Genomic DNA, 13,288 nt, shown 5'->3' with positions numbered 1-13,288 from the left:
AAACGAAACCGCAGATTAGGGCCTCTGCGGTTTTTTGATGAAAAATAGAGTTACTCCTCCGTTTTTCTAATATCCTCCTGGATTTTATCGACAAGCTTTTTCATTTCAGTATGGATTTGTTCATTTTCAAGATTGAGTTCTTTTTTTATTTCATGAAAAGATTTTTCCTGTTCCTTCATTTTTATAATATCGCTTAAATCCTTGTTGGCTGCCTTAGCCATGGCTGAACCGGAAACGAGGAAACGCAAAGGTATTCCTTTATCAAGATATTCCTGCAATTCTTGGGCTGTTTTCCCCGAATACTCTGAGACGTTTTTAAGGACAATGTCTTTATTTTTTTCAAGGAACTTATCCATTTGATGGTGGTGATTCCTAATTTTATCTAAATCAACTCCATAATGCTGAGCTGTTTTCTCCCAGGAAGAATCATTCTTTTTATAAAAAGCCAAAACCTCTTCAACTTTTTGCTTTGAGAAGTTGGCAATATGGGCTGCTATGAAAATTTCTTTTTTGGAATACCCTTTTTCCTGCAGGCTATTTAAAAGGGATTCATCAATAATGCGGTGATGATGTTCGTATTTTTGCTCTTGATTTTGTTTTTTTTCTTTTGGCATAACTTCTGCGTTCACTGAAAGGGCCAATCCTATTAAAAGGAAGCAAAAAGCCAATACTGTTAATAATCTTTTTTTCATAGTGTCAAACACTCCTTTTCTAAATATTGCTTCGCTTATAGCATGTCCCAATCTATTGTGAAACCATAATAAATTTTATAAAGAAAACGATAAGGGACAAAGATATTCATTGAAAAAAAACGATAATTTCGATTTAATTTAAGGAAAGAAGATGTTCGGGGATGGTGTGGGGAAATGAAAATTCTTGTTGTGGAAGATAACGAAAGTGTCTGTTCAATGCTTGAGATGTTTTTTATGAAAGAAGGTTATCAAGGAGTTTTTGTCCATGATGGCCAGGAAGGCTTCGAGCGGTTCAATAAAGAAAAATGGGATCTCATAATTGTTGACTGGATGCTTCCCATTATGGATGGTGTGACTCTTTGCCGAAAAATAAGGGAACTAAGCAAGGTGCCAATTATTATGCTCACGGCCAAGGATAGTGAATCCGACCAGGTTTTAGGGCTTGAAATGGGAGCTGATGATTATGTAACAAAGCCCTTTAGCCCGCTTACGCTAATGGCAAGAATTAAAGCTGTCACAAGACGGTTTCAGGCTGAAACGGCTTCAGGGGAGGAGAGCCATTATATTTCCAGCGAATTTTTTAAAATCAGCAAAGAATCAAGGGAGGCTTATTTTAATGGCCAGGTTCTCAACAATCTGACTCCTAAGGAGTTTGACTTGCTCTATTATTTGGTTAAACATCCGAAGCAGGTTTTTACACGGGAACAGCTGCTTGATAGTGTCTGGGGATATCAGTTTTACGGAGATGAGCGGACAGTTGATGTACATATAAAACGGCTCAGGAAAAAGATAGGCACGGCAGAACAGCCTTTTATCCATACCGTTTGGGGAGTTGGCTATAAATTTGATGAAACGGCAGCGGGTAATGAAAATTAAATATTTTTATCAGCTGCTGATCAGCCACGTCAGCATTCTAATCTTGGCGTTCCTATTATTAAGCCTGCTTTTCTCCCAGTTTGTTGAGAATTATATTTTCGAAAATAAAGTGGATGAATTGAATTCCTATGGAGAACGGATTCTAACAGATTTAACTGTCCGGATAGAAGGAAACGAGCAATTTTTAACCGAATACAGCCAGCTGCTGGACGCAAGAAATATTAAATATATTCTCTTTGACAATAAAGGCAGGGTCTTGTACCCGGAGCTAAAGTCAGATCCGATGATTCAGCTGACAAAGGCTGAATGGGAGGAAATCTCCAAAGGGAATAGAGTATCTGTCAAGCATGATATAAAACGTTTTGATCAGGAAGTAACATTGGTTGCCCTTCCCTATATGCAGGGAGGCAGGCTCATTGGCGGGGTGCTGCTGCTATCGCCAATTACCGGCGCCATGGAAGTGGTGAGCCAGCTAAACAGATTTTTATTATATACCATCATTATTTCTTTAACAGCAACTATTTTATTAAGCCTCGTCCTTTCCAAAAACCTGATCAAAAGGATTACAGATCTCCGGAATGCTGCCTCCATGATCTCATCCGGGAATTATGATGTGAATGTCCCATATACATATATGGATGAAATCGGTGATCTGGCTAAGGATTTTAATGAAATGGCAGCCAAGCTAAAGGAATCAAATGAAGAAATTAAACGGCTGGAAAATAGAAGAAGAAAATTTATTGCAGACGTGTCTCATGAATTGCGGACACCCCTAACAACAATCAGCGGATTGGCTGAAGGGATTAAGGATGGATGGATTCCGGAGAAGGAAAAAGCAAAAGGGATGGTACTGATTGACCGGGAGGCAAAAAGGCTCATTCGTCTTGTAAATGAAAACCTTGATTATGAGAAAATCAGATCCAATCAGCTGCAGTTAAATAAAATGGATATTAATCTGATGGAAGCCTTTGAAATCGTAAAGGAGCAGCTTGAAATTCAGGCAGAGGAAAAAGGAAATAGGATTTATATAGAGGCTGATGAAGAAATTACTGTTTATGCGGATTATGACCGCCTCATCCAAATTCTTACGAACATCGTCAAGAACAGCATCCAATTTACGGAGAATGGCCGCATATTTTTAAGGGGAAACGAGGGTCCCAATGAAACAATCATTGAAATTGAAGATACAGGCATCGGCATTGATCCGCAGGAAATCGAGTCCATCTGGCTGCGGTTTTACAAAGCGGATTTGTCCAGGACCAATCATTCATTTGGTGAATTCGGCATAGGGCTTTCAATTGTTAAACAGCTCGTCCAGCTGCATGATGGAAAAATAACAGTGAGCAGTGAAAATGGGAAGGGTACTAAATTTACGATTAGGGTTCCGAGAGCATAAGGGAGGAGGGGGCAGCCAAACTATTATGCATGCAGGGAGCTTAGTGAAGGTGGTTTGCTCGTGCCCATTGATGCAGGAAAAGGGCAAAGAAGGGAAGCAAAGCAGTTGATTCGTGCCCGTGCACCAAGTACTACATAAAGAACGGGAAAGAAAAATCCATATGAGCCCTATTAAATGGATAAAAGGATGGATAATAGTGCCCAAAAAGCGGATTGGCAGGATTGTCTTTGTTTTCAGCATTAGTTTTCTTATTTTCATAGGCTATTCAGCGTACAGCATTTGGTCTTTCAGTTCCCAAAATGAATTGGTTAAGGCGGATGCAGCGATTGTCCTCGGAGCTGCAGCTTGGGATGACGAGCCATCTCCTGTTTTACGTGAGAGAATAAACCATGCGATTTGGCTCTATGAAAATGGATATGCTGAGAAGCTAATTTTTACAGGCGGCAAGAGTGGTAAGGACAGGTTTGCTGAATCGGAGGTCTCGAGGGAATATGCTATAAAAAATAATGTTAAGACAGAAGACATTCTTATTGAAACGAAATCTGCGATAACAGAAGAGAATCTCCAGTACGCCCTCAAGGTTGCTTCCAATAATCACTTGGAGACATTTCTCATCGTCAGCGATCCTTTGCATATGAAAAGAGCTATGCTAATGACGGAGAATGTTGGGATGAAGGCTTATTCATCCCCGACACAGAGTTCGGTTTATACATCATTAGAAACGAAAATTCCTTTTTTCTTTAGAGAGCTTTTTTTCTATATAGGCTATATTATTAGCTTGCCTTTTCGTTAAAAATGGTGGATCAAAAAAAAAGGAACAGCCCCCAATGGGCTGTTCTTTACTATAGTCCTATGACAAGACCTCGGTCTCCGTTAAGGGTATTTTTTGTGCAGGAGCCGTTTCTGTTTCAGGAACGGCTGTTACCTCAATGTACTTAATATGGTGTTCCTCCATATCAAGGATTTTAAAGAGGTACTTTTCGTGCTGGATTGTATCGCCCTGTTTGGCTTCGTAATTTTCAGTCAAGATCCAGCCGCCGATGGTATCGACATCTTCATCATTTATGTCAGTTCCAAGAAGGTCATTGACCTCGCTGACAAGAACTTTTGAATCAATAATATAGTGTCCTTCTTTTGTATTTCGGATCATTGGCACTTCATCCATATCAAATTCATCCCGGATTTCTCCGACAATTTCTTCGATGATATCCTCCACGGTTACGAGACCCGAAGTTCCGCCATATTCATCCATCAAAATGGCCATATGGATTCGGTCCTTTTGCATTTTTAAAAGTAGCTCATGGATCGGAATGCTGTCAATGACCCTGATAATCGGACGTATATACGATTCGAGTGTGCTTGAAGATAATTCACGATTCATGATCAAGTCAGTCATGACTTCTTTTATATTGACCATGCCGATAATATGGTCCTTATCTCCGTCTATAATTGGATAACGTGTAAATTTTTCTTCCTGGACGATTTGAAGAAAGTTTTCCAGTGTATCATCTTTTGAGAGTGAGACAATCTCTGTACGCGGAACCATAATTTCTTTCGCGATACGATTGTCAAACTCGAAAATTTTATTTACATACTTAAACTCAGATTGGTTGATTTCGCCGCTTTCATAGCTTTCAGATAAAATGATTCGAAGTTCTTCTTCCGAATGGGCCAATTCGTGTTCAGAAGCGGGCTTTAGTCCAAACATGCTGGTTAAAAGACGGGCTGATCCATTCAACGCCCAGATAATCGGATACATGATCCGGTAAAACCAAATTAAAGGACGCGATGTTAAAAGGGTAACGGCTTCAGCTTTTTGAATAGCCAGCGTCTTTGGAGCCAATTCGCCAACAACCACGTGAAGAAAGGTAATAAAAGCAAACGCGATGCTGAATGAAACGACTTGGGAAATGGAACCCGGCAGATTGAACTGGTTAATCACAGGGCGAAGCAGATGTTCAATCGTCGGTTCACCAAGCCAACCTAGGCCTAGAGCGGTTATCGTGATTCCAAGCTGGCAGGCTGAAAGATATTCATCCAGGTTTGAAATGACTTTCTTGGCAGCAATTGCATTTTTATTGCCTTCTTCTATTAATTGATCAATTCTTGAACTTCGTATCTTTACGATGGCAAATTCCGAAGTTACGAAAAAAGCCGTTAAAGCAATTAAAATGGCTATAAAAACCAAGTTTAATATGTCCAAATAAGTTCCCCATATCCCGCTAGAAACGGGCAGGGTGTCACCTCCTGATAATGTGAAAATGGGATTAGCTTGTCAGGCTGGAAAGGGAACGGAGCAATGCAATGCTTTCAACAGTCAGCTTCTTGGAAATGCCGTCCTTCTGTTCTTCATCCAGTGTTTTAATTAGCGGCATGAGAACCGAAATTTCCTGGTGAAGCTGCTTCATTTGCAGTGTGACTGCGTCGATGTGCTTTTCAACTTCCCCTGTACGTATCTCCCTTTTCGTCTTCATTTCTAGTTTTCTTTTAATCTCTTCAAGCGGAAGATGCAGTTTTTTGCATTCTTCAATGAACCTTAAATCAGACAGTGCGTCTTCAGAATATATTCGGTAATTCGATTTTGAGCGTTTCGCTTTTATAAGGCCGATGCTAGTGTAATAGTCAATTGTTCTTTTAGATACATTAGCAATACTTGCTATTTCGCCGATACGATAGTAAGCCCCATCATATCACCTCTGCTTTTGGTTACTTATATCTCACCGGAGTACCGATCCGTAAAGAGATATAGTTAGAGTTAATTATACTTTAGCCCAAACCATACAGTCAAACGTAGTAGTTTGGAAAAAAGGGTTACTTTTATTTTATGAAAAAATGCATGAAATATGAAATAAAAAGATTCGAAAAAATTAAAAATGTTCCAGGAGATAAAATAGATCCTGGAACCTATGCAAAAGAAGCTGTTAAGTTTTTATGACTTCGATATAAGATATATGGTGGCCTTCTATTTCTTGAATGATAAATTTGTAGCCCTCTTCCTCAACAAAGTCTCCCTGTACAAGATCATACTTTTGAGTCAGGATCCAGCCTCCAATGGTATCTACGTCCTCTTCGCTAAGATTAGTGCCAAGGAGGTCATTTGCCTCCGAAATCAGCAGCTTGGCATCCAGGATAAAATGGCCTTCATCCAATTTCTGTACAAGCGGGAGTTCGTCTGCATCAAATTCATCCCGGATTTCACCCACTATTTCTTCAAGGATGTCTTCAACTGTGACCAATCCGGCTGTTCCTCCGTATTCATCCAGGAGTAAGGCCATATGGGATCTGTCTTTTTGCATTTTTAAAAGTAAATCATGAATAGGAATGGTTTCAATAACCCTTATAACAGGCTTAATATACTGCAATAATGGTTTATCGCCTTCGCATTTTTTTCTTACACAGTCCGTCAAAATTTCTTTGACATTAATGATGCCCAGAATATTATCCTTATCACCGGAAGTGACGGGATATCTTGTATATCGCTCATCCAATATGACGTCCAATATTTCTGATAAGGTGGAATCCTCGGGAAGACTGACAATCTCGGTTCTTGGAACCATGATTTCTTTGGCTACCCGGTTATCAAACTCGAAAATTCGGTCCACATATTGAAACTCTGAAGGGTTGATTTCACCGCTCTTCAAGCTTTCCGATAAAATGATGCGAAGTTCTTCTTCCGAATGGGCCATTTCGTGTTCGGACACCGGCTTAAGCCCGAAAAGCCCAGTGACAATCCTCGCTGAACCATTCAGAATCCAAATAAAGGGATACATAATTCGATAAAACCAAATTAATGGCTTTGAGAAAGTTAGTGTTATAGCCTCTGCTTTTTGAATGGCAAACGTTTTCGGCGCAAGCTCCCCAATTACCACATGCAGAAAAGTCACGACAGCGAACGCAATAACAAAAGAAAGAATATGGGTAATGGATGCCTGCAGGTTTAAGCTTTCAAATAAAGGCAGCAGCAGTCTTTCAATGGTTGGCTCTCCAAGCCAGCCAAGGCCTAGGGCTGTAATGGTTATTCCAAGCTGGCAGGCAGATAAATATTCATCCAGGTTGCTGATAACCCGTTTTGCGGAATGAGCTTTGGGGTTTCCTTCAGCAATCTGCTGGTCAATCCGTGAAGTCCGAACCTTTACAATGGCAAATTCAGAAGCCACAAAAAAAGCCGTAAAAGCGATTAGGAAAAATAATAAGACAACGTTAAGGATAGTCATATAAAATCCTTACATGAAATGTAAGGGGCCTGCACCTCCTTTATAATATGTACTTTTCCCTTATTCAGGGATTTTACAAATAGATACGCTTAAAAAGCTTGTTTACCATGAGACTACCCTTATAAAGGAGAAAGATAACTATGGAAAGCAAAAAGTGCGAAAGTTGCCCCAAGAATTAAAGGACTTTTACTTCAGAAACAATATTCATGGATATTTGAATGAAGAAGTACGGTTGGATGAGCGGGAAAAGGTTATTGCAGAGCTTAGCGAATCACAAAATAAGGCGGCTATATATTATTTTTGATAAGTTTACACCTGAGCAGGGAAGCTGCCGCTATTAAAAAAGCTGATCAGGCCGGTCAAAAATGTGACCAAACTGAGAGAGGTGATTTTTAGCATTGTGTTGGATGAACCTGTTTTATGTTAAATGAAATGTACCGTAAAATCTTCTGAAGAAAAAGGTTTCGGAAATCATTAATGAAAAAGAAGCCTGCAGATAGGCTTCCTTTTTAAAACTTCCATTCTCTTGCAAGCATACCGTACACGGCAAGGTCATGATATCGATTATAAAGAAACTCCCCGTCACGGATCATGCCTTCCTGTTTAAAGCCGAGCCTTTCAGGAATAGCCCGGCTTTTCAAATTTCTTACTCCGCAGCGAATTTCGACTCTGTTTAATTTCAAATCAAGAAAAGCGTGATTAACCATGGCCTGGACACTGCGAGTCATGATTCCCTTTCCTTCAAAGCCTTTAGCCAGATAATACCCGACGCTAGTCTGCCTGTTGTGCCAGTCAATCTGATGAAAGCCGATTGAGCCTGCAAGCCGGCTCCGATAACGGATGCCAGCATTAAAGCCGTTATTATCAGCAAATTGCTTAAGCCACATTGGAATAATGGAGTGATACTGTACAGGCGACGCCATATTATCCACCCAGGGCAGCCACTCCCTTAAATGCTTACGGTTGCTATCCACTAGATTGAAAAGTTCTTCAGAGTGGTGAAGCTGAAACAATTGCAATTCAATATGCTGATCTACTTTTAAGCAAAACACATGCAAATCTCCTTCCTTCTTTCTTTCTATTTAAATATTTCTATAATAAAAGGAATTTTTAAAATAATACATAGCCTTTTGGTAAAAATAACAAATAACTTATTTCTTTATTCTTCCCGATAAAAAGGTGAGTTTCAAAGTATTTTTATCCGGGTATAATTCCTGAAAATATTTTGTCTTAAATATTTGTCTTTTAAATTATATTAACGGAGGTACAAACTATGAAGCTCACAACAAAAATTATACTGGGCTTAATTCTGGGTGCCATAACAGGGGTGGTGTTAAATATGGCAGCACCTGAATTATTTAAAACAGCAGATACATGGCTTTTTAGCCCCCTTGGTAAGATATTCATCAATCTAATCAGCATGCTTGTTGTGCCGATTGTGCTATTTTCAATCATTTTGGGTGTGGCAGGTTTGGGCGATCCGAAAAAGCTTGGCCGAATCGGCGCCAAAACAATTACCTATTTCCTTTCCACAACAGCGATTGCCATTATTATCGGGATTTCACTCGCTTTAATCATTAAGCCTGGTGAAATGGGCAAATTTGATACTTCCGGGGCAGAATTCAAGTCTGAAGAAGCGCCACCTGTCAGTGAGACATTATTGAATATTATTCCAGTAAACCCTTTTGAGGCATTAACTTCCGGAAACATGCTCCAGGTTATTGCTTTTGCTATATTTATTGGTTTTGCTCTTACAGCATTAGGCGAGAAAACAAAAGGCATCCTAAATCTGGTTGAGCAAGGAAACGACATTATGATGTTCCTGGTTGGCATTGTGATGAAATTTGCCCCATACGGAACCTTTGGACTAATTGCCTCTGCAATTGGCAGCCAGGGGCTGGATGCTATAAAGGCAATGAGCGTTTATATGCTCGTTGTTGCGGGAGCATTATTTTTCCATGCTATTGTTACCTATGGATCAGCCGTATACTTTCTGGGAGGCAGAAACCCTGTTTCTTTCTTTAAAGGATTTGCTCCTGCCATGGGAGTGGGTTTTAGTACTTCTAGCAGTAATGCGACTCTTCCAATTTCGATGGAAACTGCCCAAAAAAATCTCAAAGTTCCCGAATCGGTCAGCAGCTTTGTGCAGCCTCTTGGGGCAACGATTAATATGGATGGCACTGCCATTATGCAGGGGGTTGCGACAATTTTTATTGCCCAGGTGTACAATACAGATTTAACCATTGGACAAATGGCTGCAGTTGTCCTGACAGCTGTATTGGCAAGCATTGGTACAGCAGGCGTTCCAGGTGTAGGGTTGATCATGCTGGCCATGGTTCTCCAATCTGTAAACCTTCCTGTAGAGGGGATTGGCTTGATTCTCGGAATTGACCGTTTGCTGGACATGATCCGTACTTCAGTCAACATAACCGGTGACGCTTCATGTGCGGTTGTAGTGGCAGAAACGGAAAGAAAGCGGACCCTCAAGCTTTCTGCCGGAAAAAAAGAAAAATCCTACAAGACATCCATGAATGAAATATAAAATAAAGGCTGACTCCTCAATTCAGGGAGTCAGCCCTTTATTATTAATCAATCTTTTGCTCTACTATTGGCAGGAGTATGCTAAAAACAGTCCGGTCAGGGCCAGAGTCACATGTAAGTTTCCCTTGATGCTTTTCAATTATTTCTCTGCAAACAAATAATCCAAGTCCGGTTCCAAGGGTTTTGGTGGTTACGAATGGCTCGAAAATGGAAGTAACAAGATGGTCGGGAATTCTCGGACCGTTGTTAGCGATATCAAGTTTGATTTGGCCTTTTCCGGTTAACTTGCTTTTTATTTCAATCACAGGATCGCTTCGGTACTGAGTTAGGACATCGATCGCATTAAAAATGATATTAATTAATACCTGACGGATTTCATCTGCATAGCCTTTTAGGTAAATCTCTTGCTGTAAATCCTGTGAAATTTTGACTTTTCCATCCAATATGCTAGGGTACAAAAAAATCAGTACTTCTTCTATTAATTCATTAAGGGAAAATGTGATTTTCTCCTTTCCAATCAATTCCTTTTTTGAAAGAAGCAAAAATTGGGAAATTCGAAAGTTCAATTGCTCCAGCTCATTTGAAATGATGTCCAAATACTTCATAGTTGGATGTTCGGATTTCAGCAGCTGGATAAATCCCTGCACGGAAGTAAGCGGGTTTCTAAATTCATGAATAAAGCTGGATGTCATTTGTCCCAGCAGCGTTAATCTGTCTTTATGGGTTGAATCGATAAATTGGGTTTTCTCTCTAATAATCTGATCTTTAGCGTCCGTATACCTTGAAACAGCATGATATAAAAATTTATCAAAGCAATAACTGATTTTTTCATGATATTTCTGCAGTTCATGATAACTAATATCGGCATAGTTTAAATATTTGTGAATGATTGAACGGCCAATATTCACATTGTAAACAAAGTCTCCAATGTTTATTTCAGCTTTAACACGCTGTTCGGCTACAGAATATGCGAGCTGCTGAATGTATCCTTCCAAATCTTTCTTACTCTTTAGCAGGAACTGAATGACAAGATTGAACATCGCATCGCCGTTGTCTCTGATTTGCTCTTTATAAGGATCATCGTCAGTGATGAGAATTTTATTCTTCCATTCACTCAATAGGTTTTCTCTTTCGTTATGCAAAAGTTCCAATATAACATCATTTGTTTCGATTGCCATTTTTACCTCCACTCTTTCGCAAAAAAACAGTCTATTCCATAAATTTCGCTAGAGTGCGGGAAAATCCTTTGTAAATTTTATGGAAAATTAAAGGAGGTTTTTTAAATCAAAATAAATTTTAGAATGTAACTCACTTGTTTTCCTGGTGATTTACATTTGGGCCTAAAGCTGGGGTGAAACCGATATGGCGGCAAACATTCTACTGGGTATCCTGATTTTGGATATGCAGGCTGGCTGCTGTTTAAGTTTGTTCATAAAATAAAAAAGGCAAATGTGCAAGCTGCTTATAAGAATTCCTCCTTCACTTCATGCTGTACCGCTGATGGGAATATTAAAAAGGAGTAACGAGAAATAAACTGCTGCGCAAACAGAGGTTTATTTTATTTGAAATTTTGCCACTATTTCTTTTATAATAAAATGATCAGGTGTAAATTTACACCATAAATGAAAAGGGATGAAGCTGCATTGACAAGAGACGAAATTATATTAAAGGTATCTGATAAAATTCGCCTGATCCGAACAGAAGCAGGCTATACACAGGATAAGATGGCAGAAATAATCGGAGTTTCAAAGAAGACACTTGTTCAAATAGAAAAAGGGAGAGCGGAAGCAGGCTGGTCAACAGTTGTAGCTGTTTGTGCATTGTTCCGGGAAACGGAAACAGTCAGATTTCTTTTTGGGAATGAACCGCTTGAGGTTTTGGAAACAGTTGCCAGAGAGGGAATCGATTATAGGAAGGAAAAGACGCTTGGCGGTAAAATCTGGTGGCGTGAAATAAAGAGAAGCAATGGTTTAATTCTTCAGCAGAATATAATCAGCCAGCACTACCGGATCATTGACCAGGATCATTTCCGCATCTACAGCAGCTTTGATGAAGCTTCCTCGAAAGAACGGTTTGAAGAATTGTCAGCAGAAAACGGAGGCCTTTTGGGCTAATATTTTATTTCAGAGGGGGGAAGGGGGCTCCAAACATGACGCTTTTCCTCATTTACCCGCTTTCGGCTACTGTGATTGCCGCATTTTTTTAAACTTTGTTTTGCGGCTCTAACAGGCTAATAGCTGGATCATTCTCTTAAATATATATTCTTTCCAATTTAGGGATCTATCTGTTAATGGAGGAAGCCTTTGCAAAAGGGCTGCTTAATCAGGAAATATTCAAGCTTGGACTGTTTACAGACTTAAAGTTCCGGCAGTGGATAGATATTTTTTTGGTGCCTAATACTTTCATCTTTCTATACATAGGCATACGTTCTTTATATCTTTGGATATATGACAGGACTTCAGCTGCAGCCCGTAAAATACGGGTGAAACATGGCAGGTATCTCACGGAAAAAAAGAAGGATGTTTAATCAAAGAAGTAGCCTTTATCGGGCTGCTTCTTTGATTAAAATTGCTAATCTGCATTACGGTATCTTCAGATTTTCTTTGTCTTTGGCAATCAGAACCGGACATGGAGCATTTTGTGCAATTTTGGCACTGGTGCTTCCAAGAAACATCCTTTTAATTCCCCCTTTGCCGGAGTTACCGACAATAACTAAATCTGCATCTTCGACAGCAGCATAGTCACATATGCTATCGGCGGGGCTTCCCTCAAGAACATCATATTTGGCATTAATGTTATATGGTTCAATTGCTTCCCTTGCGTTGTAAAAGGCTTTGTCGACACTGTGTGTGACTTTTGCATGTGTGGTGGTATTCGATTCATCGTGGTAGACTGGCAGTGGGGGAATCTGAATCCCTTCAAGCAAATAGCCGTTCGTTCTAACCGGCTCTACGACCTTTTCATTGCTAACAGGAATATTTTCAATTTTTTCTTCAAAAACCTGGGCAACCAGCAATTGGGCATCAGGATTTTCTTTCACTAACCTAATAGCTAAATTTAAAGCATTCTTGCTTCCTTCTGTATCATCATAACCAACTACGATTCGGTTAAACTGTAAACTCATTATCGATCATCCTTTCATGAGGAATAGAAATGTAGTTTTCTATTGTATATATACCCGCCTGTACAAAAAACAATCTTCAACACATTAAGACCGGAATCGGCATTATTTTTAAAGCCCCCAAAAAAAGCAATGATGCTGCGAAAATTTTAGTAATACTTTGAATTGGGGTGACATATATGAGGCCGGAAAGCAGTAAAGGCATTCATCCGACAATTAAAAAATGTTTGCAGCATCTTGATGTTTTGCAGGCAGATGATAAAACTAAACAAATTGTATATATGTATATGGAATCACTTCTTTTAGAATCAGCGAAATCAGCACAGCTTCCTAACCTGCAAGCAGAAGTTCCTTTACAAGCAGAGCATTGAAAAAGGAAAGCATTCGGACTCTTCGATTGCTTTTCTTTTTTTATGAAGTTTCTGCTTTTTTAACAAAGGTGTGTAAT

Annotated in this window: 13 protein-coding genes and 1 pseudogene; 6 read left to right on the top strand and 8 right to left on the bottom strand. The window is 39.6% G+C overall.

Annotated elements, in window-relative coordinates:
- Nucleotides 1–50: 50 nt before the first annotated feature.
- Nucleotides 51–692, bottom strand: coding sequence for a hypothetical protein (locus DFO73_RS14740; RefSeq protein ID WP_110065508.1), 642 nt, complete (start codon nt 690–692; stop codon nt 51–53).
- Nucleotides 693–866: 174 nt separating this feature from the next.
- On the opposite strand from DFO73_RS14740, the gene DFO73_RS14735 reads away from it, so the two are divergent.
- The 3 genes from DFO73_RS14735 (at nt 867) to DFO73_RS14725 (ending at nt 3,757) form a co-directional block, all read left to right on the top strand.
- A complete protein-coding gene (locus DFO73_RS14735; protein ID WP_110065507.1) occupies nt 867–1,568 on the top strand; it encodes a response regulator transcription factor in 702 nt (233 codons plus the stop codon).
- Nucleotides 1,558–2,964 (top strand): sensor histidine kinase, encoded by a 1,407-nt coding sequence (locus DFO73_RS14730; RefSeq protein WP_110065506.1) that lies wholly within the window; start codon nt 1,558–1,560, stop codon nt 2,962–2,964. Before DFO73_RS14735 ends, DFO73_RS14730 begins: the two co-directional genes overlap by 11 nt.
- Before the next feature lie 160 nt (nt 2,965–3,124).
- Nucleotides 3,125–3,757, top strand: a complete 633-nt coding sequence (locus DFO73_RS14725; RefSeq protein ID WP_110065505.1) for a YdcF family protein — start codon at nt 3,125–3,127, stop codon at nt 3,755–3,757.
- 57 nt (nt 3,758–3,814) lie between these two features.
- On the opposite strand, the gene DFO73_RS14720 is transcribed toward DFO73_RS14725, so the two are convergent.
- From DFO73_RS14720 to DFO73_RS14705, 5 genes and pseudogenes are all read right to left on the bottom strand, one after another.
- Complete coding sequence (locus DFO73_RS14720; RefSeq protein WP_110065504.1) at nt 3,815–5,167, bottom strand: hemolysin family protein; 1,353 nt, start codon at nt 5,165–5,167, stop codon at nt 3,815–3,817.
- Nucleotides 5,168–5,231: 64 nt separating this feature from the next.
- Nucleotides 5,232–5,438 carry a MerR family transcriptional regulator gene (locus DFO73_RS29360; protein ID WP_258309496.1) on the bottom strand — a complete coding sequence of 69 codons (207 nt, stop codon included), beginning with the start codon at nt 5,436–5,438 and terminating at the stop codon, nt 5,232–5,234.
- Nucleotides 5,439–5,447: 9 nt separating this feature from the next.
- Nucleotides 5,448–5,633, bottom strand: a pseudogene (locus tag DFO73_RS29355) (MerR family transcriptional regulator); the annotation flags it as partial.
- Nucleotides 5,634–5,885: 252 nt separating this feature from the next.
- Nucleotides 5,886–7,178, bottom strand: coding sequence for a hemolysin family protein (locus DFO73_RS14710; RefSeq protein WP_110065502.1), 1,293 nt, complete (start codon nt 7,176–7,178; stop codon nt 5,886–5,888).
- Between the two features lie 509 nt (nt 7,179–7,687).
- A complete protein-coding gene (locus tag DFO73_RS14705; protein ID WP_110065501.1) occupies nt 7,688–8,230 on the bottom strand; it encodes a GNAT family N-acetyltransferase in 543 nt (180 codons plus the stop codon).
- 221 nt (nt 8,231–8,451) lie between these two features.
- Between DFO73_RS14705 and DFO73_RS14700 the strand changes: the two genes are divergently transcribed.
- Nucleotides 8,452–9,720, top strand: a complete 1,269-nt coding sequence (locus DFO73_RS14700) for a dicarboxylate/amino acid:cation symporter (RefSeq protein WP_110065500.1) — start codon at nt 8,452–8,454, stop codon at nt 9,718–9,720.
- Nucleotides 9,721–9,763: 43 nt separating this feature from the next.
- On the opposite strand, the gene DFO73_RS14695 is transcribed toward DFO73_RS14700, so the two are convergent.
- On the bottom strand, nt 9,764–10,897 hold the full coding sequence (locus tag DFO73_RS14695) for a histidine kinase N-terminal domain-containing protein (protein ID WP_110065499.1): 1,134 nt from the start codon (nt 10,895–10,897) through the stop codon (nt 9,764–9,766).
- A 465-nt stretch (nt 10,898–11,362) separates the two neighbouring features.
- On the opposite strand from DFO73_RS14695, the gene DFO73_RS14690 reads away from it, so the two are divergent.
- The gene (locus DFO73_RS14690; protein ID WP_110065587.1) at nt 11,363–11,833 is read left to right on the top strand and encodes a helix-turn-helix transcriptional regulator; all 471 of its coding nucleotides are present in this window, start codon (nt 11,363–11,365) and stop codon (nt 11,831–11,833) included.
- 467 nt (nt 11,834–12,300) lie between these two features.
- Here the strand turns inward: DFO73_RS14690 and DFO73_RS14680 are convergent, their stop codons facing one another.
- Nucleotides 12,301–12,843 carry a universal stress protein gene (locus DFO73_RS14680; RefSeq protein WP_110065497.1) on the bottom strand — a complete coding sequence of 181 codons (543 nt, stop codon included), beginning with the start codon at nt 12,841–12,843 and terminating at the stop codon, nt 12,301–12,303.
- A gap of 176 nt (nt 12,844–13,019) precedes the next feature.
- Here DFO73_RS14680 and DFO73_RS14675 point away from each other — a divergent pair, with 176 nt between their 5' ends.
- A complete protein-coding gene (locus DFO73_RS14675) occupies nt 13,020–13,211 on the top strand; it encodes a hypothetical protein (protein ID WP_110065496.1) in 192 nt (63 codons plus the stop codon).
- Nucleotides 13,212–13,288: the final 77 nt, after the last annotated feature.

Source organism: Cytobacillus oceanisediminis (assembly GCF_003182355.1).
Lineage (GTDB): Bacteria > Bacillota > Bacilli > Bacillales > Cytobacillaceae > Cytobacillus > Cytobacillus oceanisediminis_A.
This window is presented reverse-complemented; position numbering and strand designations above follow the sequence as displayed.